Origin of the sequence: Paenibacillus sp. BSR1-1 (assembly GCF_030403775.1) — a bacterium.
GTDB lineage: Bacteria > Bacillota > Bacilli > Bacillales > Cytobacillaceae > Neobacillus.
Genome location: NZ_JAQMWQ010000001.1, coordinates 238,320 through 265,270, shown reverse-complemented (window position 1 = coordinate 265,270; position 26,951 = coordinate 238,320). Strand labels below are relative to the sequence as shown.

Sequence of the window (26,951 nt, the reverse complement as noted above, 5' to 3'; positions counted from 1 at the left end):
AAATGACTCGTTAACCTCTCGCCCAAATCGGTGAGAGGTTTTTATTTTATAAAAAGCAGGTGTCGTATGAATCAGAAAGCTCTTGTTTTAGATGAACAGGCAATTGGCCGTGCATTAACAAGGATTGCCCATCAAATCATTGAAAAAAATAAAGGGATTGAAGAGTGCATTCTTGTTGGCATCCGAACAAGAGGCATTTACTTGGCCAAGCGGCTTGCTTCAAGAATCGAAGAAATCGAGGGGAGTCCGATTCCAGTTGGGGAAATTGATATTACCCTATATCGTGACGATTTATCGAAGAAAACGGAAAATCAAGAGCCGTTAGTTAAAGGATCTGATATTCCAGTCAGCATAAGTGATAAAAAAGTCATTCTAGTTGATGATGTTTTATATACAGGACGTACGGTCCGCTCAGGACTTGATGCCTTAATGGATATAGGGCGGCCTTCAGCCATTCAGCTTGCGGTATTAGTCGACCGGGGGCATCGGGAACTTCCGATTCGTGCTGATTATGTTGGAAAAAACATCCCAACATCCAGTGAAGAAAAAATCGTAGTCGAACTTGTTGAAGTGGACCAGATTGATCAAGTCAGCATATATGACAAATAAATAGCTTGCCCTTTTAAATGCAGTCCTGTGAGGCTGACAAAGGGGAAAAGGCCGGGATTATTTTACGGCTTTTCCATACCCTCTTTGTCTTGCCATGGACTTAGAGGGTTTTTTTATTAAGAAGTATCACAGAATAAAGAAAAATGGGGGAAATCCATATGAACAATAAACCAATCTTAGACGTAAAAGAATTTCCAAAACCATCCCAGTGGCTGACTTTAAGCATTCAGCATTTGTTCGCGATGTTTGGTGCGACAATTCTTGTACCATACCTTGTTGGATTAAGCCCAGCTATTGCGTTAATTTCAAGTGGACTTGGAACACTGGCATTTCTCCTAATTACAAAATTTCAAGTTCCTGCATATCTCGGATCATCGTTTGCCTTTATCACTCCAGTAATTGCTGCAAAAGCTTCAGGTGGTCCTGGCGCAGCGATGGTTGGAACTTTTATAGCAGGTCTAGTTTATGGGATTGTAGCGCTTGTCATTAGCAAAGCAGGACATCGCTGGATTATGAATCTGCTCCCGCCAATCGTGGTAGGTCCCGTTATTGTGGTAATTGGTTTAGCCCTATCAGGTACAGCTGTTGGAATGGCAATGAATAACCCGTCTGGTAAATACAGCATGCTTCATTTCTCGGTAGCGCTTGTTACCTTAGCAGCAACAATTATCTTCTCTATCTACGCAAAAAAAATGTTAAGCATCATTCCTATCTTAGGTGGGATTGTGGTTGGTTATATCTACGCATTATTCGTCGGGATTGTTGATTTCAGTCCTGTATTGAAAGCAAATTGGTTCCAAATGCCGGAATTCATTATTCCATTTGTAAGCTACAAAGTGAAATTTACATGGGATCTAGCCGCATTAATGATTCCAGTAGCCGTTGTTACACTTTCTGAGCATATTGGCCACCAGCTTGTACTAAGCAAAGTTGTAGGCCGTGATTATATTAAAGAACCTGGTTTACATCGTTCGATTCTAGGGGATGGAACTGCAACAATAATTTCGGCTCTAATTGGCGGTCCGCCAAAAACAACCTATGGTGAGAATATCGGTGTCTTGGCCATCACGCGGGTTTACAGTGTGTATGTCATCGCTGGCGCTGCTGTACTAGCTATTATCTTCGGATTTATTGGGAAAGTAACAGCCTTAATCCAAACGATTCCAACACCTGTTATGGGTGGAGTTTCAATCCTGTTGTTTGGAATCATTGCTTCATCAGGTTTAAGAATGTTAGTCGACAGTAAAATCGATTTTGGTGATAAACGCAATTTAGTCATTTCATCAGTCATTTTGGTAATTGGAATCGGTGGAGCAATTGTCAAACTGCCATTTAATGTCCAAATTCAAGGTATGGCTTTAGCGGCCATCATTGGGGTGCTATTAAACCTCATTCTTCCTGGAAGACAGCCTGCAGAAGAAAATATGTTTGAAGTAGAACAAATGAATGAAAAGAAGAAAATTGCATAACAAGAAAACCTTTTAAAAGAAGTCCAGCGAGGCTTATAAGGGTGTTATCACTTGAACCGCATCTTAATGCGGATTAAGTGTGGATATAATGCACCCTGATCATCCTGGTCAGGGTGTTTTTTGGCAAAAATAGGAAAAGGTGGGGAACGAGTTGCTAAATCATTTACTTACCACGAACGAATTAAAGGTGGAAGAGATTTATCAAATCTTAAACGATGCACAGCGGTTTGCAGATGGCATGGAATGGCGCCCGGACGGTCAATTATTTTCAGCCAACTTATTCTTTGAAAATAGCACAAGAACGAAATGCAGCTTTGAGCTGGCTGAAAGAAAATTAGGATTAAGTGTTATCCCATTTGAAGTGCAAACCTCAAGTGTGCAAAAGGGAGAAACGTTATACGATACAGTTAAAACGCTCGAATCCATCGGAGTAAATACAATTGTGATTCGGCATAGCCAAGATCGTTATTTTGACGAACTTGTTGGAAAAGTGAATGTACCGATTATTAATGGCGGCGATGGCTGCGGGCACCACCCGACACAATCCCTTTTGGATCTGCTAACCATCTATCAAGAATACGGAAGTTTTACAGGGTTAAAAATAGCCATCATCGGTGACATTCGGCATAGCAGGGTGGCACGTTCCAATGCTGACACCTTAACAAGGCTGGGAGCAGAAGTTGTTTTCTCGGGTCCAGAAGAATGGTTTGATAATCATAGCCTTCATGCGTCCAGATTTATTCCGATTGATCAGGCCATTCAGGAGGCAGATGTTGTAATGCTCCTGCGTGTCCAGCATGAACGTCACCAGAAAAAGGGAAGCTATACTTCCTCTGAATATCATCAAAAATTTGGCCTTACCCTTGAGCGGGAAAAGAAAATGAAACCACAAAGCATTATCATGCATCCTGCACCGGTAAACAGAAACGTGGAAATTGCTGATAGTCTAATAGAATGTGAGCGTTCAAGAATTTTTAAGCAAATGGAAAACGGCGTTTTTGTCAGAATGGCAGTGTTAAAAAGATCAATCGAAAGTATGAATGGAGGATATACTAATGAAAATACTTATTCAGAACGCCAGCTACATAGCATCTAATGGCGAAAATAAACAATCTGATATTTTAATAGAAAATGGGATTATTACAAAAATCGAGAAAAAAATAGAAGAAAACGTGGATCGTAAAGTGGATGCAGAAGGACTTCTGGTATCCCCTGGATTTATCGATCTCCATGTTCATCTTCGCGAGCCAGGCGGCGAGAAAAAGGAAACCATCGCAACCGGAACGCTTGCCGCAGCAAAAGGCGGTTTCACTACGGTAGCAGCTATGCCAAATACCAGACCTGTGCCTGATAATGTAAATATTATGGCGGACGTGCAAAAGAGAATTCAAGAAACGGCTAATGTCAGGGTTTTACCATATGCCTCTATCACTACTAGATTGCTAGGACAGGAACTGACAGACTTCGAGGGGCTAAAAAACGCTGGTGCTTTTGCCTTTACCGATGACGGTGTAGGGGTCCAAACGGCCAGTATGATGCTTGAAGCCATGCAAAAAGCTGCTAATTTAAATATGGCGATTGTTGCCCACTGTGAAGAAAATTCACTCATCAACAAAGGCTGTGTACACGAAGGCAGCTTTTCGAAAAGAAATGGCTTAAATGGCATTCCTTCCATTTGTGAGTCAGTACAAATTGCAAGAGACGTACTTCTCGCTGAGGCAGCAGGCTGTCATTACCATGTATGCCATGTCAGTACGAAAGAATCAGTCCGTGTGATTAGGGACGCAAAACGTGCTGGCATTAAGGTAACGGCGGAAGTGACGCCGCACCATTTATTATTAACTCAAGATGATATTCCAGGGCTTGATGCCAATTATAAAATGAACCCACCATTAAGGGATGAAAAAGACAAGTTGGCCTTACTCGAAGGACTATTGGATGGAACGCTTGATTTTATTGCAACCGATCATGCACCACATACACAGGAAGAAAAAAGTGAAGGGATGGAATTAGCGCCTTTTGGAATTGTCGGATTAGAAACAGCCTTCCCACTTCTATATACGAACTTTGTGCTAAAAAATATCATCTCACTTGAGCAGCTTATCGGTTATATGACGCAAAAGCCGGCTGAAACCTTTGCACTACCATATGGAAAAATTGAGGTTGGGGCGTCAGCAGATATCGTTTTATTAAACTTAAATGAAGAGCGCGAAATAAATCCAGATGAGTTTTTATCCAAAGGGAAAAACACTCCATTTGGCGGCTGGAAATGTAAAGGCTGGCCAGAATTAACGATTGCAGCAGGAAAAATAGTTTGGGAAAAAGGATGTGTAACAGCATGAAAGCACAGCTAATTTTAGAAGATGGAACGATTTTTATCGGAGAAGGTTTTGGAAGCCATATGGACACCTTTGGTGAAGTGGTCTTTAACACGGGTATGACTGGTTATCAAGAAATTCTATCTGACCCATCCTACTGCGGACAAATTGTCATGCTGACATATCCTTTAATCGGAAATTACGGCATTAACCGTGATGATTTTGAATCAATTAATCCTGCCGTTAAAGGATTTATTGTCAAAGAAGCCGCAGATTTCCCTTCTAACTGGAGAAGTGAATTTACCCTCGACGAGTATTTTAAAATTAAAAAAATTCCTGGCATTGCCGGTATTGATACACGAAAATTAGCGAGGATTATCCGCCAGTATGGAACATTAAAAGGAGCCATTTGCAGCATTGAAAACGATGCGGAGGAAGTGTTGAGGAAATTAAGACAAACGCGCCTGCCTATAGACCAAGTAAGAAGAGTTTCCACTAAAAATGCCTATCCGAGCCCAGGAAGAGGCAAAAGAATTGTTCTTGTTGATTTTGGGATGAAACACGGGATTTTAAGAGAACTGAATTTACGGGGCTGTGATGTTGTTGTTGTTCCGTACCATACAACGGCTGATGAAATTCTTCAGCTTCGTCCGGACGGAATCATGCTTTCAAATGGACCTGGGGATCCAAAGGATGTTCCAGAAGGCATTCAGATGATTAAAGAAGTGCTTGGAAAAGTTCCGCTTTTCGGCATCTGCCTTGGTCATCAACTCTTTGCTCTTGCCTGCGGTGCAGATACCGTTAAAATGAAGTTCGGCCACCGTGGTTCCAATCATCCAGTAAAAGAACTTTCAACTGGGAAAGTATCAATAACCTCCCAAAACCACGGGTATACGGTTGATAGTAAATCGATTAACAATACTAGGCTTGCGGTTACTCATATTGCATTAAATGATGATACGATTGAAGGCTTAAAGCATTTAGATTATCCGGCCTTCACAGTGCAATATCACCCTGAGGCATCCCCTGGACCAGAGGATGCAAACGGCTTATTTGAACAGTTTCTAAACATGATTGAATCGGAAAAACAGGAGGGAACAGCAGCATGCCAAAACGTACAGATATAAACTCCATTTTAGTAATCGGATCAGGACCAATTGTCATCGGGCAGGCAGCAGAGTTCGACTATGCGGGCGCACAAGCATGTATGGCTTTGAAAGAAGAAGGCTACCGTGTCATTCTTATCAATTCAAATCCAGCAACCATTATGACAGACACAGAAATGGCAGACGCTGTTTACATCGAGCCTTTAACACTGGAGTTTGTCAGCAAAATCATCCGAAAAGAACGTCCTGATGCCCTGTTAGCCACTCTTGGCGGGCAAACAGGACTTAACTTAGCTGTGGAATTAGCAAATTCCGGCGTTTTGGAAGAATGCGGCGTTGAGATTCTTGGAACGAAGCTGTCAGCAATCAAACAAGCTGAGGACCGCGAATTATTCCGCGATTTAATGAATGAATTAGGGGAGCCGGTACCTGATAGTGAAATCATCCATGAATTAGAGGAAGCAAAAATCTTCGTAGAAAAGGTTGGGTTCCCGGTAATTGTCCGTCCTGCCTTTACCCTTGGCGGAACGGGCGGCGGTATTTGCCACAATCAAGAGGAACTAGAAGAAATCGTGACGAGCGGTTTAAAGAACAGTCCTGTTCAACAATGTTTGCTGGAGAAAAGTATTGCCGGCTTCAAGGAAATTGAATATGAGGTCATGCGCGATGCTAATGATAGTGCAATTGTTGTTTGTAATATGGAAAATATTGATCCAGTTGGGGTTCATACCGGTGACTCAATTGTTGTCGCTCCAAGTCAAACATTAAGTGATCGAGAATACCAATTATTAAGAAATGTCTCTTTGAAAATTATTCGCGCGTTGAAAATTGAGGGCGGCTGTAACGTACAGCTTGCACTGGACCCAAATAGCTTTAATTACTTTATTATCGAAGTGAATCCACGTGTAAGCCGTTCATCAGCTCTTGCATCAAAGGCAACAGGCTATCCTATTGCGAAGCTTGCAGCAAAGATTGCTGTTGGACTTACACTTGATGAAATGAAGAACCCTGTAACCGGAAAAACTTACGCAAGCTTTGAACCAGCCTTGGATTACATTGTGACAAAAATTCCGAGATGGCCATTTGATAAATTTGAATCCGGAAATCGCTCACTTGGGACACAAATGAAAGCAACGGGCGAAGTCATGGCGATTGGCCGTAATTTTGAAGAGTCATTATTAAAAGCAATCCGCTCACTTGAGGCAGGTGTCCATCACTTTGAATTGAATGGTGCCGATGAATTCACAGATGAGCTTGTCGAAAAGCGAATTCGTAAGGCTGGGGATGAAAGACTCTTCTACATTGCTGAAAGCTTAAAAAGGGGAACCTCAATTGAGACGATTCACGAATGGAGTAAAATAGATTTATTTTTCCTTAAAAAGCTAGAAGGAATTATTAAACTAGAAGAAACATTGTTAGAAAATCCTTTAAACGCTGAAATCTTATTGGAAGCAAAGCAAAAGGGATTTACGGATCAAAAGATTGCAGAACTATGGGGAATGAAGGAGACAGAACTTTACACCTTTAGAAAAAACAATCAAATTATTCCTGTCTATAAAATGGTTGATACATGTGCAGCTGAATTTGAATCAGAAACGCCATATTACTATGGAACATATGAGGAAGAAAATGAGTCCATCGTTACCGACAGACAAAGTGTGGTTGTCCTTGGTTCTGGTCCAATCCGCATAGGTCAGGGGATTGAGTTTGATTATGCAACTGTTCACTCTGTCAAAGCGATTAAAGAAGCTGGATATGAAGCAATTATTATCAACAATAATCCAGAAACTGTTTCAACAGATTTCAGTATCTCAGATAAGCTTTACTTTGAACCGCTGACCATTGAGGATGTTATGCACATCATTGACCTGGAAAAGCCAATTGGAGTGGTCGTGCAGTTTGGCGGGCAGACTGCTATTAATCTAGCTGGAAAGCTAGCTGAAAATGGCGTGAAAATTTTGGGAACCAGCCTTGAGGATTTAGATCGTGCAGAGGATAGAGATAAATTTGAATATGCTTTGCAACAATTAAATGTTCCGCAGCCTCTTGGGAAAACGGCTTTATCAGTTGAGGAAGCACGTTTGATTGCGGAGGAAATCGGCTATCCGGTTCTTATTCGTCCATCATATGTGTTAGGCGGCCGGGCAATGGAAATTGTCTACGAAGAAAATGAACTGCTCCGTTATATGGAGAACGCCGTGAAAATTAATCCAGAACATCCAGTCTTAATCGACCGATATTTAACTGGTAAAGAAATCGAAGTCGATGCGATTTGCGATGGCAAGAATGTGTTGATTCCAGGAATTATGGAACATATTGAACGCGCGGGGGTTCACTCAGGGGATTCCATTGCAGTATATCCACCGCAAACCTTAACAGCGGAAATTAAACAAAAGCTAGTAGAATACACAGAGAAATTAGCGATTGGCTTAAATATTGTCGGACTATTAAACATTCAATACGTTATATCTGATAACCAAGTTTATGTTCTTGAAGTTAATCCGCGTTCAAGCCGGACTGTTCCATTCTTAAGTAAAATAACCAATGTTCCTATGGCAAAAATTGCAACAAAAGCAATTTTGGGAGTTTCTATACTGGATCAAGGATACAGGGCAGGCTTAATTCCTGAAAAGGATGGCGTGTTTGTCAAAGTACCGGTATTCTCCTTCGCCAAACTGAAAAGTGTTGATATCAGCCTTGGACCTGAAATGAAATCGACTGGTGAAGTTATGGGTAAGGATAATACCCTTGAAAAAGCATTATACAAAGGCTTAGTTGCATCAGGAATGAACATTCACAAGTTTGGAACAGTGTTATTCACAGTTGCTGATAAGGATAAAGCGGAAAGCTTAAAGCTTGCGAAAAGATTTGCCGCCATCGGATACCGTTTAATGGCGACGAGCGGAACCGCATCTGTCTTAGAAGCTGCGGGCCTTCCGGTAAAAGTTGTCGGTAAAATCGGCTCAGAAGGTGCTACCTTATTGGATGTCATCCATAGAGGCGAGGCTCAGTTTATCATCAATACATTAACAAAAGGCAAACAGCCGGAAAGTGATGGATTCCGAATTCGCCGTGAAGCAGTCGAAAATGGGGTGCCATGTTTAACTTCATTGGATACAGCAGATGCCATTTTAAAAGTGATTGAATCAATGAACTTTTCTGCTGAAGCGATGAAAGCTCCGGAAAAGGAGGCGGTTTTTGCATGATCCGTAAAGAATTGTGCAAAATCGTCGCGCATCACGAAATTGCAGAAGATATTTTCGAGCTTACTGTAAAAGCAAGCTTCACCCATGACATACAAGAACCTGGACAATTCGTTCATCTTCGGGTCTCAAATTCCTGGGACCCTCTTCTAAGGAGGCCGATTAGCATTTCTTCTTATGATAAATCGAACGAAGAATTTACGATGATTTACCGCAAAGAGGGACAGGGAACTTCCCTGCTTGCGAAAATGGAAGCGGGAATGGAAGTAGATATTCTTGGTCCTTTAGGAAATGGGTTTCCTGTTGAGGAAGTGAGCACCGGGGATACCGCTCTCCTCGTCGGTGGAGGAATCGGTGTACCGCCGCTCTATGAACTTTCCAATCAATTGACGGCTAAGGGTGTCAAGGTCATTCATGTACTAGGATTTCAAACAAAGTCTGCTGTTTTTTACGAAAAAGAATTTATGAAAAATGGTGAAACCTACATTGCAACGGTCGACGGATCTTATGGGACAAAAGGTTTTGTAACAGATGTTATGAAGGCCTTAAGTTTTGATTGTATTTATACATGCGGGCCTACTCCAATGCTTAGAGCGATCGAACAGGCTTATCAGGATAAAAAAGTATTTTTATCCTTAGAGGAACGGATGGGCTGCGGTGTGGGTGCATGCTTTGCATGTGTGTGTAAAAGTGCAGGAGACCCATCTGGAGTTTCTTATAAAAAAGTTTGCAGTGATGGGCCTGTTTTCCGTGCTGGGGAGGTGCTGATATGAGTAGTTTAACGCTTTCGTTACCGGGCTTAAATTTAAAGAATCCAATCATGCCGGCTTCCGGATGTTTCGGATTTGGCAGAGAGTACAGCCAATTTTATAATTTGAGTGAGCTTGGAGCGATTATGATTAAGGCAACAACCGTAGAACCTAGGTTTGGCAATCCTACACCGCGTGTGGCGGAGACACGTGCTGGAATGTTAAATGCCATCGGCCTGCAAAACCCTGGCTTACACAAAGTCATGTCCGAGGAACTTCCATGGCTTTCGCAATATGATGTACCAATTATTGCGAATGTTGCTGGATCTTTAGAAGAAGATTATGTACAAGTGGCAAAAGAAATATCTAAAGCACCAAACGTACATGCTCTTGAGCTTAACATCTCTTGTCCAAACGTTAAAACCGGCGGTATCGCCTTTGGAACGATTCCAGAGGTTGCAAAGCAATTGACAAGAAAGGTTAAAGAAGTTTCTGAAGTTCCTGTTTATGTGAAACTATCGCCGAATGTCACAAATATCGTTGAAATGGCAAAGGCTGTTGAAGATGGCGGTGCTGATGGCTTGACGATGATAAACACGCTCGTTGGCATGCGCCTTGATATAAAAACAGGGAAACCGATACTGGCCAACCGGACGGGCGGATTATCCGGCCCAGCGATTAAACCGGTTGCGATACGGATGATTTACGAAGTCAGTCAAGCAGTAAATATTCCGATCATCGGAATGGGCGGTATTCAGTCTGCAGAAGACGTGATTGAATTCTTTTATGCAGGGGCAAGTGCAGTAGCCGTGGGAACAGCTAATTTTGTGGATCCATTTGTTTGTCCGACGATTATTGAAGAATTGCCGATTTTATTAGAAAAATTAGGTTTTGAACATATCAGCGAATGCACAGGAAGGAGCTGGAAGCAGCATGAACAACTCGCTTATCATCGCGCTTGATTTTGCTGACGGAGCAGAAGTAAGCAGGTTTTTACAGCCATTTTCGGGTAAGCAGCTTTTTGTAAAAGTGGGCATGGAGCTATTTTATCAGGAAGGTCCTTCCATCATTCATATGTTAAAAGAGCAGGGACATCAGATTTTTCTTGATTTAAAGCTTCACGATATTCCAAACACAGTGAAAAGTGCCATGAAGGGGCTTGCGAGATTGGAATGTGATCTTGTTAATGTTCATGCGGCTGGCGGAAAAGAAATGATGGAGGCAGCACTTGAAGGCCTAGAGGCTGGAACTGCTGCCGGGCGGAACCGTCCAAAATGTATCGCTGTTACGCAGCTTACAAGCACATCTGAAGAACAAATGAATAAGGAACAGCTGATTCCTGTTACCTTAAATGATTCCGTTCTTCACTATGCTTCGTTAACAAAAACTGCTGGTTTAGATGGTGTCGTGTGTTCAGCCTGGGAGGCTCACGGGATTCGAGAACAATTAGGATCTGACTTTTTAACTGTCACCCCTGGAATTCGAATGGAGACGGATCATGTTGGGGATCAAAAAAGGGTTGCTACCCCTGCATTTGCAAGAATTACAGGAGTTAGTGCGATAGTAGTCGGCCGTTCGATAACAAGGTCCGCCGATCCGTTGAAAAGCTATAATGATTGGATGAAAGCATGGAGAGGAGTACATCAATGAAACACTTAATTGCTGAAAAATTATTAGAAATAAGCGCGGTTGCGTTAAGGCCGCAAGATCCTTTTACGTGGACCTCTGGTCTTCGTTCTCCGATTTATTGTGATAATCGCTTGACATTATCTTTTCCTGCGGTTCGTCGGGAAATTGCCAGCGGCTTACAAAAGCTAATCGATGAACACTTTGGTACAGTGGATGTAATTGCCGGGACTGCCACGGCTGGTATTCCTCATGCAGCCTGGGTGAGTGAGTTAATGGATTTGCCTATGTGCTATGTCCGCTCAAAAGCAAAGGGGCACGGGAAAGGAAATCAGATCGAAGGTAAAGTGGAGCAAGGCCAAAAAGTGATCGTGGTGGAAGATTTAATTTCAACTGGCGGAAGTGTGATCACAGCTGTTCAGGCATTAAGAGAGGCTGGCTGTGAAGTACTTGGTGTCGTATCCATCTTTACATATGGGCTGGATAAAGGAAAAGAGGCTTTTGAACAGGAAGGAATTACGAGTTTTTCTTTAACTAATTTTGCCGCATTGGTGGAGTCGGCTATTGATAATGGGTATATTGGTCAAAATGATCAAGAAAGTCTGCTTTCTTGGAGCAAGGATCCAGGTGAATGGAGCAAGAAGTGGGAATAAACTAAAGAAGCCCCGGACCCCCGGGGCTTTACTAATTTTTCTTCAATTTAAGCACAAGTTCCTCATTCGGAGTAACATAAACGGTCTGCTGATTATCATAAATCACAAATCCGGGTTTGGCTCCGCTCGGTTTTTTAACATGGCGAACCTTTGTATAGTCCACAGGTACCGAACTGGAGTTTCGCGCCTTGCTAAAGTAAGCAGATAAATTGGCGGCCTCAAGAATGGTTTCCTCCGATGGTTCCTTACTTCGAATGACTACATGTGAACCAGGAATATCCTTGGTATGGAGCCAAATTTCATCTCTCGCTGCAAGTTTATTGGTTAAATAATCATTTTGTTTATTGTTTTTTCCGACGATAATATCGGTCCCATCTGTTGATAAAAAGTGGTCTAGGACCGGCTTGGCGTTTTGGATCTTTTTCCCATTCCTTTTTTGACGTTCGCGGATATAACCGCCCTCGACAAGTTCCTCACGAATTTCTTGAATATCCTTCGGTGACGCAGACACTACCTGTTGCAATAAATTATCAAAATATTCCACTTCAAGCTGCGCCTTCTCAATTTGTTCCATCACAACAGCAACCGAATTTTTAGCTTTTTGGTATCTAGAAAAATATTTTTGCGCATTTTCTGATGGAGTTTTACGAGGATCAAGAGGAATGGCAATCGTTCCTCCCAATTCATCGTAATAATTGAGAACTTCTATTTCTTTCATGCCCTTTTTTGCGGCATAAAGGTTAGCCGTTAATAGCTCACCATAACGCTGAAGTTGCTCTGCCTTTTCGGCTTCCTTTAATGTATTCTCCAACTTTTCGATTTTCTTTTCATTTTTTTCTTTTTCATTGATAATGAACCGTTCAATATCATTTCCTTGCTGCTTAACCCGGTCTCGCTCTGCCTTGCCAAAATAAAAGCGATCGAGCATTTCACTAAGTGTTTCAAAGCTTTTTACCTCTCCTTTTAAATGACCAAGCGGAAATAAATAAAAAGCTTCCTTGCCACCTGAAGACATGATAGATGGAGATAGCTCACCTTGCTTAATTTTCTTAACCAAACCAACAAAAGTCCGAGGAAGTGTCGTTCGATTCGCGAGACCGCTTTGAAAAATGACTTCCTTTGCAAACAGCGGAGAAGTGCCGGCAAAATGCTCGACCAGCTGCCGATCCAGTTTCCCGCTATTAAAATCAATTTTCTTTAAAACATCCTCTTCCGTAACAAAAAAAGGATTAGATTTGTTTTGTTCTGGCGGGAAAATATATGGCTGGCCCGGCATAATCGCTCTGTGACTGTTAACGGCAAAAGAAATATGTTTAATGCTATCAAGAATAACCTTGCGTGTTTTATCCACTAATACGATATTGCTATGTCTGCCCATGATTTCAATAATGAGCTGCTTATAGCTGATATCGCCAATTTCATTTCTTCCTTTAATTTCGAAAATAATCATCCGGTCATTTTCAACTTGATATAAATCCTCCAATATATAGCCCTCAATATGCTTTCGAAGCAGCATACAGAACATTGGCGGCTCACTCGGATTTTCGTATCCCTCATTCGTTAACTGCACCCGGGCATAACTGGGATGAGCTGATAATAACAGCTTTTGATTTACCCCGTTTGCCCTAATTGTTAAAATGACTTCATTTTTATAGGGCTGGTGAACTTTATTTATACGTCCGCCCTTTAATGAACGGGAAAGTTCATCGACCATTGCTTTTGTAAATAGACCATCAAATGACATGGAAAACATCCTTTTCTTCAAACATATGTTTAATTATATCCTACTTCAATAAAAACTGTCCTATTTTCCCCTTGTAAGAATGTTAATGATAGCATTTTTTTGGACGACCCTGAATAAGCTTTCTTTAGACATGTTATACAAGGGGGAAGTGAGATGGTCGGATGAAGTTCCATGAGATGGAGATAGAACAAGTAGAAAAGGCCTTAGAAACCGACTTTTCAACTGGATTATCACAGGAAGAAGCAAAAAGGAGAATCGCAGAATACGGACAAAATGAATTGGACGAAGGAGAAAAGCAATCCGCTTTACTCTTATTTTTTAGTCAATTTAAAGACTTTATGGTTTTAGTTCTGCTGGCAGCGACCTTGATTTCCGGCTTGTTAGGAGAGTATATTGACGCCATTGCTATTATAGCGATCGTGATCATAAATGGGTTTCTTGGATTTTTCCAAGAAAGGCGGGCTGAAAAATCGCTAGAGGCATTAAAGGAATTATCCGCGCCGCAGGTTTCTGTCCTTAGGGACGGACAGTGGATTAAATTACCTTCGAAAGAAATTGTCAGCGGCGATATTTTAAAATTCTCAAGCGGTGATCGAATTGGCGCCGATGTACGAATCATAGAATCAAGAAGTTTAGAAATTGAAGAATCCGCCCTTACTGGTGAGTCAGTGCCTGTTTCAAAGCATATAGAGTGTTTAACGAATCCTAACCCAGGTATTGGTGATATGGAGAATATTGCCTTCATGGGAACGATGATTACAAGGGGAAGCGGCGTCGGGGTCGTCATTGCCACAGGGATGAAAACGGCAATGGGACAAATTGCAGATTTACTACAGAGTGCGGAATCACAAGAAACACCACTTCAACGCCGTTTGGAACAGCTTGGAAAAATATTAATAACAGTCGCTCTAGCTTTGACCGTGTTGGTTGTGGCGGTCGGTGTAATCCAGGGACATGATCTTTACACGATGTTTTTAGCTGGAGTATCCTTGGCTGTTGCGGCTATACCGGAAGGATTGCCGGCGATTGTGACGGTGGCCTTATCTCTTGGTGTGCAAAAAATGATAAAGAAAAATGCCATTGTCCGGAAGCTGCCGGCGGTCGAAACGCTCGGCTGTGCTTCGGTTATTTGTTCTGATAAAACGGGTACCATGACGCAAAACAAAATGACGGTTACCCATTTATGGAGCGGGGGAAATACTTGGACAGTAGATGGAGTGGGCTATAAGCCGCAAGGGAATTTTTATCGGAATGATCGAACTGTTCAGCCAAAAGATGAGAGAGCCTTGCAGCAAATGTTGATATTCGGGATGCTCTGCAATCATTCCGATTTAGTAATGAAGGATGATGATTACATTCTCGACGGGGATCCAACCGAAGGAGCATTGCTTGTAAGTGCAATGAAGGCAGGCTTTGCTAGAAAGAAGTTATTAGATGAATTTACCATTATTAATGAATTTCCATTTGATTCGGCCAGAAAAATGATGAGTATTCACGTAAAGGACAAACAAGGGCGGCACTTCATCGTCACGAAGGGAGCACCTGATGTCATTTTAGGAATAAGTGAATCCATTCTTTGGGATGAACGGACTCAATATTTAAACAAAGAAACGCAAGTGAAGGTTCAGGATGCGATTAATGGACTTGCCTCACAGGCACTGCGGACAATCGCCATTGCCTTTAAACCGGTTTCAGCTAATACACTTATCTTAAGTGAAAAAGAAGCTGAGAAAAAATTAACTTTTATAGGCGTACAGGGAATGATTGATCCGCCAAGGCCTGAGGTTAAAGCAGCCGTAAAAGAATGTAAAGAAGCTGGAATTAAAACGGTGATGATTACCGGTGACCATGTCATCACAGCAAAAGCGATTGCCTCACAGTTAGGAATTCTAACGCAGAAAAGTAAGGTTCTTGATGGGAAAGCATTGTCTGATATGTCCGTTGAGGAGCTCGAGGAAATCGTCGATGATGTATCAGTCTTTGCCAGAGTTTCACCAGAACATAAATTGAAAATTGTCAAAGCCTTGCAAAATAGAGGGCATATTGTTGCCATGACAGGTGACGGGGTAAATGATGCTCCTGCTATCAAAGCAGCAGACATTGGAGTGGCCATGGGAATTACCGGAACAGATGTAGCGAAGGAAGCTTCGGCCCTTGTCTTATTGGACGATAATTTTGCAACAATTAAAGCAGCCATTAAAGAAGGCCGCAATATTTATGAAAATATTCGAAAGTTTGTCCGCTATCTGCTTGCCTCCAATGTCGGAGAAATATTAGTTATGTTGTTTGCGATGATCTTAGCACTGCCCCTGCCGTTAGTACCTATTCAAATTCTTTGGGTAAATTTGGTGACGGATGGATTGCCAGCCATGGCGCTAGGTCTTGACCGTCCGGAAGAAAATGTGATGAAACGGAGGCCGCGGAGCCCGAATGAAGGGGTCTTTTCGCGTGGTCTAGGTTGGAAGGTTGTTTCCCGAGGATTTCTGATTGGACTTGTGACCTTACTTGCCTTTATCGTTGTTTATCATAATGATCCAAGTCAATTGAAATATGCACAAACGGTGGCCTTTGCAACACTTGTTATGGCACAGCTAATCCATGTCTTTGATTGCCGCAGTGAAAAATCAGTGCTATCAAGAAACCCGTTTGGAAATCCGTATTTAGTATGGGCAGTCATATCTTCTCTTGCCCTCATGATTGTGGTCATTTACTATCCGCCATTACAGCCAATATTCCATACGCTGCCGATCGCGGCAAAAGACTGGCTGTTGATTGTCGGGTTATCATCAATACCAACTTTTTTACTAGCTGGATCATTTTTGTTAAGAAAAACAAAATAAAGTATGTTATAATCCAAAAGGTAATAGAACCCTCTATTACCTTTTGTGTTTATTTTAGTTTTTAGAACCGATCATTTTTCAAAGATTGGATGTGCAAATGATGGTTATAAGTATGACAGGCTTTGGAAGAGGGAAGGCTGGTTCAGGTTCTTTCTCAGTGAACGTTGAGGTAAAAACGGTAAATCACCGATTTTGTGAAATGAATATTCGCATGCCAAGACAGCTTTTAAAAATAGAAGATAAAATCAAGAAGAAACTTAATCAGCATATTCGCCGTGGAAGAGTAGAAGTTTATGTAAGTTTAGAGGGCGAAGGTGCTGTAACCAGGAAACTCCATGTTGATTGGAAGCTAATTGAAGAATATTATCAATTTATCAACGAAGCACATAGAAAATATGGAATTGAAGGTACTGTGACACTTCAGGATTTGCTAAATCGTTCGGATCTTTTACATATTGAAGAAAGTGAAGCTGGGAATGAGGAATTAGAAAATTTAGTCCTTGCCGCAACGGAGGAAGCCGTACTTTTACTGAAACAAATGCGGACTTCTGAAGGGGAAGAAATTAAAAAAGATTTAATTGCGATCATCTCCCAATTGGAATCAATTATTTTTGAACTTCAGAAATTTGCACCTCTTGTTGTTCAGTCGTTTAAAGAGCGCTTAACAAAAAGAATGGTGGAATTCGTGAATGGACAATTAGATGAAACCAGGATTTTAACAGAAGTAGCTGTTTTTGCCGATAAGGCTGATATTAATGAGGAAATTACAAGATTAAAAAGCCATAACCAGCAATTTTTGCAAGCCTTAACCGACCAGGAACCCATCGGAAGAAAACTGGATTTCCTCGTCCAGGAGATGAATAGAGAAGCAAATACAATTGGATCGAAGGCAAATGATTCAAATATTGCCAAAATGGTGGTTGAAATGAAAAGCTTACTCGAGAAGTTAAAAGAGCAGGTTCAAAATATCGAATAGGCCTTGTTTAGAAACAGTTTGACACGGTCAAAATATATTATTGATGATTGGATGATTACCATGTCGATTAAGTTAATTAATATTGGTTTTGGAAATATTGTATCGGCAAATCGAATTATTTCCATTGTAAGCCCGGAATCTGCTCCTATAAAAAGAATCATTCAAGATGCCAGGGATCGGGGATCATTAATAGACGCTACATACGGAAGACGTACCCGAGCAGTGATTGTAATGGATAGTGACCATGTCATTTTATCTGCCGTACAGCCTGAAACGGTTGCACATCGCTTAACGGACCGTGATGAATCAATTGAGGAAGGGTAGGATTTTTGCTAATGAAGGAAAAAGGATTATTGATCGTGCTTTCTGGGCCATCCGGGGTTGGTAAAGGAACGGTACGCAAAGAGATTTTTTCACATCCGGATACGGCATTTGAGTATTCTATTTCCATGACAACCCGAAAGCCGCGCACTGGTGAAATCGATGGGGTAGATTATTTTTTCAAATCAAGAGAAGAATTTGAAGCATTAATTGACCAAGGAAAGTTATTGGAATACGCCGAATTTGTTGGGAATTATTATGGCACTCCTGTTGATTATGTACGTGAAACTTTGGATGCCGGAAAAGATGTATTTTTAGAAATAGAAGTTAAGGGTGCACGGCAGGTCCGTGAAAAATTTCCTGAAGGGTTATTCATCTTCTTAATGCCTCCGAGCCTGTCGGAGTTAAAAAACCGGATTGTGACAAGAGGAACAGAAACAGAAGACATTATTCATAATCGGATGCTTTCTGCCCGCGAAGAAATTGAAATGATGGAATTATACGATTATGTCGTTGAAAATGATCAAGTCGAACGTGCTTGTGAACGGGTTAAAGCTATTGTTGTAGCCGAACATTGCCGCAGAGAACGAGTCGAATATCGCTATAAAAAATTACTGGAGGTTGAATAAAAATGTTATATCCTTCTATTGATTCATTGCTTGAAAAAATTGATTCAAAATACTCGCTTGTATCGGTTGCCGCGAAGCGTGCCCGCGCGATGTCCCAAGTAAGAGATGAAAGATTACCGAAGTATGTTTCTTATAAATATGTTGGCAAAGCACTGGAGGAAATTTACAGCGGCGAGCTGACTTATCGGATTGCGAAGAAAGCAGATACTCCTGCTGAGTAAAAAAAGAAGACTTTAATGAAGGCGTGACTTTGGAAGGGGCTAACACCTTATCGGTCAGCCTTTTTTATTTTGAAAAATGGCTTATATTCTAGCATAATGAAAGAGATGAACTGTGTTGGATTTGAAGTGGGGGTTAAAACATGCTAAATAATAAAAAAATACTATTATGTGTAAGCGGAGGTATTGCAGTCTATAAGGCAGCGGCATTGACCAGTAAGCTAGTGCAAGCAGGGGCGCAAGTAAAAGTGATTTTAAGCGAATCAGCTTCTAAATTTGTTACCCCCTTAACCTTCCAGGCATTATCCCGAAATGAGGTTTACACCGATACCTTTGATGAAAAAAATCCGCAGGTAATCGCCCATATTGACCTTGCGGACTGGGCCGATCTTATCCTTGTTGCGCCAGCAACAGCCAATACGATTGCAAAACTTGCAGGTGGTATTGCCGATAATATGATTACAACTACCCTGCTTGCTGCAACGGCACCAGTCTGGATTGCTCCTGCCATGAATGTCCATATGTATGACCATCCGGCGGTGAAAAAAAATCTATCGATTTTAGCAGAATTCGGCTACCAATTTATTGAACCGAGTGAAGGCTATCTTGCCTGCGGCTACATTGGAAAAGGGCGTCTTGAGGAGCCGGAGAAAATTGTTGAATTGGTCCAAGCGTTTTTTACAAACGAAGAAGTAAAACCGCTAAAGGGCAAGACGGTTATCGTAACGGCAGGACCTACACGAGAGAAAATTGATCCTGTCCGCTTTATTTCTAACCACTCCAGTGGAAAAATGGGATATGCTCTTGCGGAAGAAGCCAAAAAGCAAGGTGCCGAAGTGATCTTGGTATCAGGTCCAGTACAAATTCCTGCACCACATGGAATAAATGTGGTGAGGGTAGAAAGTGCAGAAGAAATGTACGATGCTGTTCTCAGTTTTTATGAACGAGCTGACGTCGTAATTAAAACAGCAGCCGTTGCCGACTATCGCCCTAAAAACGCGTTTGATTATAAAGTGAAAAAGAAGCCTGGGGACTCGAATATTGAATTAGAAAGAACGAAAGATATTTTATTGGAACTCGGCCAAAGGAAAAAACATCAATTGCTGATTGGGTTTGCTGCTGAAACAGATAACGTTGAAGAATATGCACGCAAGAAATTAGCTGCGAAAAATGCGGATATGATTGTTGCCAATAATGTAAAAAAAGAAGGTGCTGGTTTTGGAACGGATACCAATATTGTTACATTATTCAAACGTGATGGATCAGTTTCAGCATTACCAATGATGTCAAAAACAGCGGTGGCTGAAAAAATTATTGAAGAAACAACTTCACTTCTGAAGGATATGAAATGAAATGGAAATTGCTGCTGTAATCGTTGATGTGCCAACTAAACAAACGGATAGAGCCTTCGATTATCTGATCCCAGAGCGATGGAGGGCAACAATCCAGCCTGGGATGAGAGTCGTTGTTCCATTTGGACCAAGGAATATTCAAGGTTTTGTTACGGAAATAAAAGCTGAGTCAGAATTTAATCAGCTCCGGGAAATCATTGAGCCTATGGACCTTAAGCCCGTTTTAAATCAAGAATTATTAGAGCTTGGAAACTGGTTAACGGAAAATACCCTATGCTTTAAAATATTTGCCTACCAGGCCATGCTGCCAGCGGCATTAAAAGCAAAATATGAAAAAAAGGTAAAGCTCGCGCCGGGTGCTGTAATATCAGATTTACCTGAAGGGCTTCACTCTTATTTTCAACATAATGGAATGCTGAATTGGGAAGAAGCATTAAAAAGTGGAATCGTTTCACCTCTTCAACGGGAATCAGCAAAGGGGCATCTCGAGGTTATTTATGAGGTTAAGGAAAGGGTCAAGAAAAAAAAAGTAAGATATGTTCAGCCGCTTGTTCCATCTGATAGGTTAAAAGAAGAAATGGACCGTTTGCCCGGAAATGCAGAAAAACAAAAAAAAGTTCTGGCCTTTTTTCTAGAGCAGAATAAGACAATCGAATTAAGTCAACTTATTGCAGAGCTTAACATCTCATCCGCAACTGTTAAGGCCTTGATTGATAAAAAGCTGCTGACTGAGAGTGAGATGGAGGTTTATCGCGACCCTTATGAAAATCGAACTTTTGAACGGACCCAACCCTTGCCATTAACAGAGGATCAAGCGAAGGCTATTGCACCGGTTCTGAATGCTATCGAAACAAATAGTCATGAGGTATTTTTACTTTATGGTGTAACAGGAAGCGGCAAGACAGAAATATACCTTCAATCGATTCAACAGGTAATTGAAAAAGGTCAGGAAGCAATTGTTCTTGTCCCGGAAATATCTCTCACACCGCAAATGGTAAATCGGTTTAAAGGAAGATTTGGCGATTTAGTTGCAGTACTGCACAGCGGGTTGTCTGCCGGGGAAAAATATGATGAATGGCGAAAAATTCAGCGTAAAGAAGTAAAGGTGGTAGTGGGTGCCAGGTCAGCCATTTTTGCCCCATTTGAAAATCTTGGCATCATCATTATTGATGAAGAGCATGAAACGAGCTATAAACAAGAGGAAATGCCGCGTTATCATGCAAAGGAAGTGGCAATCCAAAGGGCAAAGACCTATAACTGTCCAGTCGTGTTAGGAAGTGCTACTCCATCTCTTGAATCGTTTGCCAGGTCGCAAAAAAAAGTGTACCAGCTTTTAACGCTTCCATCTCGGATGAATAAGCAGACGCTTCCTTCTGTTGAGATCATTGATATGCGGGAAGAGCTTCGCTCAGGGAATCGGTCAATGTTTTCTAGAAAGCTTTTTGAGATGTTAAAAGACCGGATTGAGAAAAAACAGCAGTCTGTTTTATTTTTAAATAAACGCGGACATTCCTCTTTCGTAATGTGCAGGGATTGCGGATATGTGGTAAATTGTCCAAACTGTGACATCTCCCTTACCTACCATCGTGCCGGCGGGCAAATGAAATGTCATTACTGTGGTTACGAAACCTATGTTCCGAAGGTTTGTCCCGAGTGCTCAAGTGAGTATATCCGCTATTTTGGAACGGGGACACAAAAGGTGGAGGATGAGCTGGGGAAAATATTACCTGAAGCAAAGGTCATTCGCATGGATGTAGATACAACTGGGAAAAAGGGGTCACATGAACGGTTATTAAAGGATTTTCAGGATGGGAAGGCTGATATTTTACTAGGGACCCAAATGATTGCCAAAGGTTTAGATTTTCCTAATATAACACTCGTAGGGGTTCTTTCCGCCGATACGATGCTCCATTTGCCGGATTTTAGGTCCTCGGAAAAAACATTCCAATTGTTAACACAAGTCAGCGGAAGGGCTGGCCGGCACCAATTGCCTGGTGAGGTAATAATTCAGACCTATACGCCTGATCATTACAGTATTGAACTTGCCGGTAAGCAAGACTATGACCTTTTTTACCAACGTGAGATGATGATACGAAAATTGCATCATTATCCGCCCTTTTATTATCTGTCATTGATCACTGTCAGTCATGAGCAGCTTATGACAGTTGTAACAGCGACTGAAAAGATTGTGAACTATGTCCGCTCACAGGTTTCAAGCGAAGCAGTTGTACTTGGGCCAGCAGCATCGCCCATACCAAGGATAAATAATAGATATCGCTATCAATGTCTGATAAAATACAAGCGGGAACCGAACCTAAATTCGGCATTAAAGATCATTCTTGACCAGCATCAAAAGGATGCAGCAAAAGGGCTTCAGGTTTCGATTGACGTAAACCCGTTTATCTTAATGTAATAGTGGCGAAAATAAAATAAAAACCATACCCATGATAAATAATGGAGGAAAAGCTTTGGCAATAAGAAAAATTGTGACTCATCCTGCCGACATTCTCGAGCAAAAATGCCAAGAAATAGACAAGTTTGACCGAAAGTTAGCGAAAGTGCTTGATGATATGTACGACACGATGATTGAATATGATGGGGTTGGACTTGCTGCCCCGCAAATAGGCTTAAATGCTAGAATTGCAATTGTTGATATTGATGATGAGTCAGGAACCATCGAAATGATAAATCCTCGGATTCTATCTACATCAGGAGAGCAAACAGGGCCAGAAGGTTGTTTAAGCTTTCCAGGATTATATGGAGAAGTTACCAGACCAAATTATGTGAAAATAGAAGCTCTTGATCGTAAGGGGAGACAATACACGCTAGAAGCAGAGGAGTTTCTTGCTAGAGCTATTCAGCATGAAATCGACCATCTTGACGGGATATTATTCACCACAAAAGTATCAAGATACCTTGAGGAAGATGAGTTAAAAGGAGTAGAAAGTGAATGACCAAAATTGTTTTTATGGGGACACCTGATTTTTCCGTTCCGGTACTTAGACAAATACTTGCGGATGGGTATGAAGTAATTGGTGTTGTGACCCAGCCAGATCGGCCGGTAGGAAGAAAAAAAGTTTTAACACCTCCTCCAGTAAAGGTGGAAGCCTTAAAACAAGGGATTCCCGTCTTTCAGCCGGAAAAAATCCGTCAGGAAGAAGAGCTTCAAAAGATCCTCTCACTAAACCCAGATTTAATTGTCACGGCTGCCTTTGGCCAAATTCTGCCAAAGAAGCTGTTAGAAGCCCCTGCTCATGGCTGTATTAATGTTCATGCTTCCCTTCTACCAGAATTGCGAGGCGGAGCGCCTATCCACTATGCGATTATGCAAGGGAAAAAGAAAACAGGAATAACCATCATGTATATGGTGGAGAAATTAGATGCAGGAGATATTTTAACGTCAGTAGAAGTGCCTATTGCGGAAGATGATAATGTTGGTACGCTCCATGATAAGTTAAGTAAGGCGGGAGCAAAGCTGCTCTCAGAAACATTACCGTTATTATTGAATGGAAAACTCACACCAATTCCGCAAAATGATGGAGAAGCGACCTTCGCTGCTAATATTAAACGGGAACAGGAAAAGATTGACTGGGGGAAAACCGGGGAAGATATATACAATCATATCCGCGGATTAAACCCTTGGCCTGTTGCTTTTACGACGATGGACGGACAAATATTAAAAATTTGGCGTGCCGAAAAGGTTTTAGGTTTAAAGAGCCAAGTGCCTGGAACCATTGTAAAACTAGAATCAGATGGCATTACAGTGAGTACTGGGAATGATACCTCTATTAAAATCCTTGAACTTCAGCCTTCCGGAAAAACGAAAATGATGAGTGAACAATTTTTAAGAGGAGCAGGCTCAAAAATTACACTAGGCAGCCTACTGGGAGATTAACATGACATCAAAGAAAAACAATGTTCGCGAAACCGCAATGGATCTTTTGACAACCATTGAGAAAAACCATTCATATAGCAATTTGCTGCTAAATACCACCATTGAAAAAAACGAATTATCTCCAAAAGATGTCGGATTACTAACTGAATTGACATATGGAACGTTGCAAAGGAAAATGGCTCTGGATTACTATTTAAAGCCATTTGTCAAAGATAACAAGAAATTAGCGGATTGGATTCATCATTTACTCAGAATGACTCTTTATCAAATGGTTTATCTTGATAAAATACCTGACAGGGCCGCCATATTTGAAGCAGTAGAAATTGCTAAAAAACGCGGGCATAAAGGAATAGCCAGTCTGGTAAACGGAGTGCTCCGCAGTATTCAAAGAGAAGGAATCCCTGCATTAAGTGAAGTGGCTGATCCAATTGAACGTCTTTCACTCGAGACCAGCCACCCACTTTGGCTTGTAAATAGATGGGTGAATCAATTTGGGTATGATAAAACAAAAGAAATGTGTGAAATTAACTTAACAGCTCCGATGCAAACAGCACGGGTTAATCTTACAAAGATTTCTAGAGATGAATGTGTTTCGCTGCTTGAGGAAGATGGGTTTCAAATTGAAAAAAGCCCAATCATTCCTGAGGCGATAAGATCATTAAAGGGAAACTTAGCTTCTACCATTGCCTTTAAATATGGAATGTTTACGATTCAAGACGAGAGCTCAATGCTTGCGACCTATGCACTTGGTGCATCAGAAGGAGAATATGTCCTTGATGCATGTGCAGCTCCTGGAGGAAAAAGCACGCATATTGCTGAAAAATTAAATAATACTGGTGAAGTGATTTCCGTTGATCTTCACCAGCACAAGGTTAAATTAATTAATGATAATGCCCGACGTTTAGGGTTATCAAATATAAAAACAAATGTCTCTGATTCAAGACATATACAAGAAAAGTTTAACAATGAATCTTTCCATCGAATTCTTCTTGATGCTCCTTGTTCTGGCCTTGGGGTAATGAGAAGAAAACCAGATATGAAATATACGAAAACCGAAAAGGATTTAGAACGATTAAGTACCATTCAACAAAACCTGTTAACATCCGTTGCTCCGTTATTGAAAAAAGGCGGCATTCTGGTATATAGTACATGCACCGTTGATAGAGAAGAAAATGAAAATACAGTCAAAACATTTTTAGAAAATAATCCAGAATTTGAAGGGGATCTTTCTTTTAAAGATAGGATGCCTGAAGCCGTTCAGCCGTTGATTACCGGCTTTGATTTACAAATTTTCCCTCAGGATTTTGGGTCTGATGGATTTTATATTGCAGTTTTAAGAAAAGCTGAAGCCCCTAGGCGCTGAAGCTAAACAATAGAAAGAAGGGGTAAGTGTTGGAACAATTGAACACAACTGAGACAAACACAACAATAGAAGAAAAGCTACGCTCTATTTATTCATTGGAGCTTCATGAATTAAAGGAATGGCTGTCGGAGAATGGTGAAAAGCCTTTTCGTGCTGAGCAGATTTTTGATTGGCTTTATAAAAAAAGAATTACCTCTTTTGAGGATATGAGTAATGTTTCTAAAGGCCTCCGTGATAAACTATCAAGCCATTTTCAACTTACACCATTAAAGACAGTCATCCAACAAACTTCATCCGATGGAACAATTAAGTTTCTTTTCGAGCTTCACGATGGCTATTCAATCGAAACCGTGCTCATGCGCCATGATTATGGAAACTCGGTGTGTGTCACAACGCAGGTTGGCTGCAGAATTGGCTGTACCTTCTGCGCTTCAACCCTAGGTGGATTGAAAAGACACCTTGAGGCGGGAGAAATTGTTGCGCAAGTGGTCAAAGTCCAGCAAGCTCTTGATGAAACGGAGGAGCGTGTAAGCTCTGTTGTTATTATGGGAATTGGGGAGCCGTTTGATAACTACGATAATATGCTTTCATTTTTAAAAATTATTAATCATGATAAAGGGCTGAATATCGGCGCCCGCCATATTACCGTCTCGACTAGCGGAATCATTCCGAAGATTTATCAATTTGCTGATGAAAATATGCAAATCAATTTCGCCATTTCACTTCACGCTCCAAATACTGAACTAAGATCAAGGCTGATGCCGATCAACAAAGCCTATAAACTTGATGACTTAATGAAAGCAGTACGGTATTATATCGATAAGACTGGACGGCGCATAAGCTTTGAATATGGTCTATTTGGCGGTGTAAATGACGGGGAAGAGCATGCTGAGGAATTAGCAGACCTATTAAAAGGGATTAAATGCCATGTGAATCTGATACCGGTAAATTATGTACCTGAAAGAGATTATGTCCGTACACCTAAAGACAAAATTTTTGCATTTGAAAAAACCCTAAAAAAACGTGGAATTAATGTGACAATTCGCCGAGAGCACGGTCATGATATTGATGCAGCATGTGGACAACTTCGTGCAAAGGAGCGGAAGGAAGAGACGAGGTGACAGAATGTGAAGGCTGTTTTTAAAACGGATCAAGGAAAAGTTCGCCAAAATAATGAGGATAATGGTGGAACCTTTGTCAATCGGGACGGACATCGCCTAGCCATTGTAGCAGATGGCATGGGCGGTCACCGTGCCGGTGATGTTGCAAGTAAAATGACAGTGACATACTTACAGGAAAAATGGGAGCAGTCTCAAGGGTTAAATACTGCTGATCAAGCTGAAGAATGGTTGAAGTCCAATATTCGTGAGGTTAATCGATTGGTGTATGAACACGCCAGGCGCAATGAGGAATGTGAAGGAATGGGTACAACGATTGAAGCGGTGATTGCGACAGACAATTTTACATCTATTGCCCATGTGGGCGATTCTCGTTGTTACATTTTAAATGATTCCGGATTCCAACAGCTAACGGATGACCATACATGGGTCAATGAATTAGTCCGTACAGGTCAAATTTCAAAAGAGGATGCGGAGCATCATCCAAGGAAAAATTGGATATTACGAGCGTTAGGAACTGAACAAGATGTGAAGATTGATATTAAAACCATTATGTTCGAGGAAGGAGACTATCTGCTTATTTGTTCAGATGGGTTATCCAATAAAGTAAGTGACACAGAAATGGTTCAAATTCTTCAGAATCAAACTACGCTTGAACAAAAAGCACAATCACTCATTGTCATGGCTAATGATAATGGAGGAGAAGACAACATTACCCTAATCATTCTAGAGTTTAATATTGAAAATGAAAGAGGGTGATGA

The 26,951-nt window shown here is 41.3% G+C and carries 23 protein-coding genes; 22 read left to right on the top strand and 1 reads right to left on the bottom strand.

The genetic code is table 11. The features are described from left to right. Window positions 1–66: 66 nt before the first annotated feature. The 10 genes from pyrR (at window position 67) to pyrE (ending at window position 11,733) form a co-directional block, all read left to right on the top strand. A complete protein-coding gene (pyrR, locus tag PH210_RS01245) occupies window positions 67–609 on the top strand; it encodes a bifunctional pyr operon transcriptional regulator/uracil phosphoribosyltransferase PyrR (RefSeq protein ID WP_289982333.1) in 543 nt (180 codons plus the stop codon). A 158-nt stretch (window positions 610–767) separates the two neighbouring features. After that, window positions 768–2,078, top strand: coding sequence for a solute carrier family 23 protein (locus PH210_RS01240; protein ID WP_289982332.1), 1,311 nt, complete (start codon window positions 768–770; stop codon window positions 2,076–2,078). Between the two features lie 151 nt (window positions 2,079–2,229). Continuing rightward, window positions 2,230–3,174 carry an aspartate carbamoyltransferase catalytic subunit gene (locus PH210_RS01235; RefSeq protein ID WP_289982331.1) on the top strand — a complete coding sequence of 315 codons (945 nt, stop codon included), beginning with the start codon at window positions 2,230–2,232 and terminating at the stop codon, window positions 3,172–3,174. Then, window positions 3,134–4,420, top strand: coding sequence for a dihydroorotase (gene pyrC, locus PH210_RS01230; RefSeq protein ID WP_289982330.1), 1,287 nt, complete (start codon window positions 3,134–3,136; stop codon window positions 4,418–4,420). The genes PH210_RS01235 and pyrC overlap by 41 nt, the downstream gene beginning before the upstream one ends. Then, window positions 4,417–5,523 carry a carbamoyl phosphate synthase small subunit gene (locus PH210_RS01225; protein WP_289982329.1) on the top strand — a complete coding sequence of 369 codons (1,107 nt, stop codon included), beginning with the start codon at window positions 4,417–4,419 and terminating at the stop codon, window positions 5,521–5,523. The genes pyrC and PH210_RS01225 overlap by 4 nt, the downstream gene beginning before the upstream one ends. Beyond that, the gene (carB, locus tag PH210_RS01220) at window positions 5,502–8,708 is read left to right on the top strand and encodes a carbamoyl-phosphate synthase large subunit (protein ID WP_289982328.1); all 3,207 of its coding nucleotides are present in this window, start codon (window positions 5,502–5,504) and stop codon (window positions 8,706–8,708) included. Before PH210_RS01225 ends, carB begins: the two co-directional genes overlap by 22 nt. Continuing rightward, window positions 8,705–9,478, top strand: coding sequence for a dihydroorotate dehydrogenase electron transfer subunit (locus PH210_RS01215; RefSeq protein ID WP_289982327.1), 774 nt, complete (start codon window positions 8,705–8,707; stop codon window positions 9,476–9,478). Before carB ends, PH210_RS01215 begins: the two co-directional genes overlap by 4 nt. Further along, the gene (locus PH210_RS01210; protein ID WP_289982326.1) at window positions 9,475–10,416 is read left to right on the top strand and encodes a dihydroorotate dehydrogenase; all 942 of its coding nucleotides are present in this window, start codon (window positions 9,475–9,477) and stop codon (window positions 10,414–10,416) included. Before PH210_RS01215 ends, PH210_RS01210 begins: the two co-directional genes overlap by 4 nt. Further along, window positions 10,388–11,104, top strand: coding sequence for an orotidine-5'-phosphate decarboxylase (gene pyrF, locus PH210_RS01205; protein ID WP_289982325.1), 717 nt, complete (start codon window positions 10,388–10,390; stop codon window positions 11,102–11,104). The genes PH210_RS01210 and pyrF overlap by 29 nt, the downstream gene beginning before the upstream one ends. Continuing rightward, window positions 11,101–11,733 (top strand): orotate phosphoribosyltransferase, encoded by a 633-nt coding sequence (gene pyrE / locus PH210_RS01200; protein WP_289982324.1) that lies wholly within the window; start codon window positions 11,101–11,103, stop codon window positions 11,731–11,733. The genes pyrF and pyrE overlap by 4 nt, the downstream gene beginning before the upstream one ends. A 31-nt stretch (window positions 11,734–11,764) precedes the next feature. Here pyrE and PH210_RS01195 read toward each other — a convergent pair whose 3' ends face one another. Further along, window positions 11,765–13,477: an Rqc2 family fibronectin-binding protein gene (locus tag PH210_RS01195; RefSeq protein ID WP_289982323.1), complete on the bottom strand. Its 1,713-nt coding sequence runs from the start codon at window positions 13,475–13,477 to the stop codon at window positions 11,765–11,767. Window positions 13,478–13,638: 161 nt separating this feature from the next. Between PH210_RS01195 and PH210_RS01190 the strand changes: the two genes are divergently transcribed. The 12 genes from PH210_RS01190 to PH210_RS01135 all read left to right on the top strand — a co-directional run bounded on the left by PH210_RS01190 (window position 13,639) and on the right by PH210_RS01135 (window position 26,948). After that, window positions 13,639–16,317: a calcium-translocating P-type ATPase, SERCA-type gene (locus PH210_RS01190; RefSeq protein ID WP_289982322.1), complete on the top strand. Its 2,679-nt coding sequence runs from the start codon at window positions 13,639–13,641 to the stop codon at window positions 16,315–16,317. Between the two features lie 100 nt (window positions 16,318–16,417). Continuing rightward, the gene (locus PH210_RS01185) at window positions 16,418–17,293 is read left to right on the top strand and encodes a YicC/YloC family endoribonuclease (RefSeq protein ID WP_289982962.1); all 876 of its coding nucleotides are present in this window, start codon (window positions 16,418–16,420) and stop codon (window positions 17,291–17,293) included. 60 nt (window positions 17,294–17,353) lie between these two features. After that, window positions 17,354–17,617 (top strand): extracellular matrix/biofilm regulator RemA, encoded by a 264-nt coding sequence (remA, locus tag PH210_RS01180; protein ID WP_223588583.1) that lies wholly within the window; start codon window positions 17,354–17,356, stop codon window positions 17,615–17,617. A gap of 11 nt (window positions 17,618–17,628) precedes the next feature. Next, entirely contained in the window at window positions 17,629–18,243 is a 615-nt protein-coding gene (gene gmk, locus PH210_RS01175) for a guanylate kinase (protein WP_289982321.1), read from the top strand. Between the two features lie 2 nt (window positions 18,244–18,245). Further along, complete coding sequence (gene rpoZ, locus PH210_RS01170) at window positions 18,246–18,464, top strand: DNA-directed RNA polymerase subunit omega (protein ID WP_289982320.1); 219 nt, start codon at window positions 18,246–18,248, stop codon at window positions 18,462–18,464. A 140-nt stretch (window positions 18,465–18,604) separates the two neighbouring features. Continuing rightward, complete coding sequence (gene coaBC / locus PH210_RS01165; protein WP_289982319.1) at window positions 18,605–19,813, top strand: bifunctional phosphopantothenoylcysteine decarboxylase/phosphopantothenate--cysteine ligase CoaBC; 1,209 nt, start codon at window positions 18,605–18,607, stop codon at window positions 19,811–19,813. Between the two features lies 1 nt (window position 19,814). Continuing rightward, the gene (priA, locus tag PH210_RS01160) at window positions 19,815–22,226 is read left to right on the top strand and encodes a primosomal protein N' (protein WP_289982318.1); all 2,412 of its coding nucleotides are present in this window, start codon (window positions 19,815–19,817) and stop codon (window positions 22,224–22,226) included. A 55-nt stretch (window positions 22,227–22,281) separates the two neighbouring features. Further along, window positions 22,282–22,767, top strand: coding sequence for a peptide deformylase (gene def / locus PH210_RS01155; protein ID WP_289982317.1), 486 nt, complete (start codon window positions 22,282–22,284; stop codon window positions 22,765–22,767). Beyond that, complete coding sequence (fmt, locus tag PH210_RS01150; protein ID WP_289982316.1) at window positions 22,764–23,708, top strand: methionyl-tRNA formyltransferase; 945 nt, start codon at window positions 22,764–22,766, stop codon at window positions 23,706–23,708. The genes def and fmt overlap by 4 nt, the downstream gene beginning before the upstream one ends. Before the next feature lies 1 nt (window position 23,709). Continuing rightward, on the top strand, window positions 23,710–25,071 hold the full coding sequence (rsmB, locus tag PH210_RS01145) for a 16S rRNA (cytosine(967)-C(5))-methyltransferase RsmB (protein ID WP_289982315.1): 1,362 nt from the start codon (window positions 23,710–23,712) through the stop codon (window positions 25,069–25,071). Window positions 25,072–25,100: 29 nt separating this feature from the next. Next, window positions 25,101–26,192 carry a dual-specificity RNA methyltransferase RlmN gene (gene rlmN, locus PH210_RS01140; protein WP_289982314.1) on the top strand — a complete coding sequence of 364 codons (1,092 nt, stop codon included), beginning with the start codon at window positions 25,101–25,103 and terminating at the stop codon, window positions 26,190–26,192. A 6-nt stretch (window positions 26,193–26,198) separates the two neighbouring features. After that, window positions 26,199–26,948, top strand: a complete 750-nt coding sequence (locus tag PH210_RS01135) for a Stp1/IreP family PP2C-type Ser/Thr phosphatase (RefSeq protein ID WP_289982313.1) — start codon at window positions 26,199–26,201, stop codon at window positions 26,946–26,948. The last annotated feature ends 3 nt before the right edge of the window (window positions 26,949–26,951 follow it).

Coding starts and splice junctions, on each gene's coding strand:
- pyrR (WP_289982333.1), top strand. CDS start 67: ATGAATCAGAAAGCTCTTGTTTTAGATGAACAGGCAATTGGCCGTGCA.
- PH210_RS01240 (WP_289982332.1), top strand. CDS start 768: ATGAACAATAAACCAATCTTAGACGTAAAAGAATTTCCAAAACCATCC.
- pyrC (WP_289982330.1), top strand. CDS start 3,134: ATGAAAATACTTATTCAGAACGCCAGCTACATAGCATCTAATGGCGAA.
- PH210_RS01225 (WP_289982329.1), top strand. CDS start 4,417: ATGAAAGCACAGCTAATTTTAGAAGATGGAACGATTTTTATCGGAGAA.
- carB (WP_289982328.1), top strand. CDS start 5,502: ATGCCAAAACGTACAGATATAAACTCCATTTTAGTAATCGGATCAGGA.
- PH210_RS01215 (WP_289982327.1), top strand. CDS start 8,705: ATGATCCGTAAAGAATTGTGCAAAATCGTCGCGCATCACGAAATTGCA.
- PH210_RS01210 (WP_289982326.1), top strand. CDS start 9,475: ATGAGTAGTTTAACGCTTTCGTTACCGGGCTTAAATTTAAAGAATCCA.
- pyrF (WP_289982325.1), top strand. CDS start 10,388: ATGAACAACTCGCTTATCATCGCGCTTGATTTTGCTGACGGAGCAGAA.
- pyrE (WP_289982324.1), top strand. CDS start 11,101: ATGAAACACTTAATTGCTGAAAAATTATTAGAAATAAGCGCGGTTGCG.
- PH210_RS01195 (WP_289982323.1), bottom strand. CDS start 13,477: ATGTCATTTGATGGTCTATTTACAAAAGCAATGGTCGATGAACTTTCC.
- PH210_RS01190 (WP_289982322.1), top strand. CDS start 13,639: ATGAAGTTCCATGAGATGGAGATAGAACAAGTAGAAAAGGCCTTAGAA.
- PH210_RS01185 (WP_289982962.1), top strand. CDS start 16,418: ATGGTTATAAGTATGACAGGCTTTGGAAGAGGGAAGGCTGGTTCAGGT.
- remA (WP_223588583.1), top strand. CDS start 17,354: ATGTCGATTAAGTTAATTAATATTGGTTTTGGAAATATTGTATCGGCA.
- gmk (WP_289982321.1), top strand. CDS start 17,629: ATGAAGGAAAAAGGATTATTGATCGTGCTTTCTGGGCCATCCGGGGTT.
- rpoZ (WP_289982320.1), top strand. CDS start 18,246: ATGTTATATCCTTCTATTGATTCATTGCTTGAAAAAATTGATTCAAAA.
- coaBC (WP_289982319.1), top strand. CDS start 18,605: ATGCTAAATAATAAAAAAATACTATTATGTGTAAGCGGAGGTATTGCA.
- priA (WP_289982318.1), top strand. CDS start 19,815: ATGGAAATTGCTGCTGTAATCGTTGATGTGCCAACTAAACAAACGGAT.
- fmt (WP_289982316.1), top strand. CDS start 22,764: ATGACCAAAATTGTTTTTATGGGGACACCTGATTTTTCCGTTCCGGTA.
- rsmB (WP_289982315.1), top strand. CDS start 23,710: ATGACATCAAAGAAAAACAATGTTCGCGAAACCGCAATGGATCTTTTG.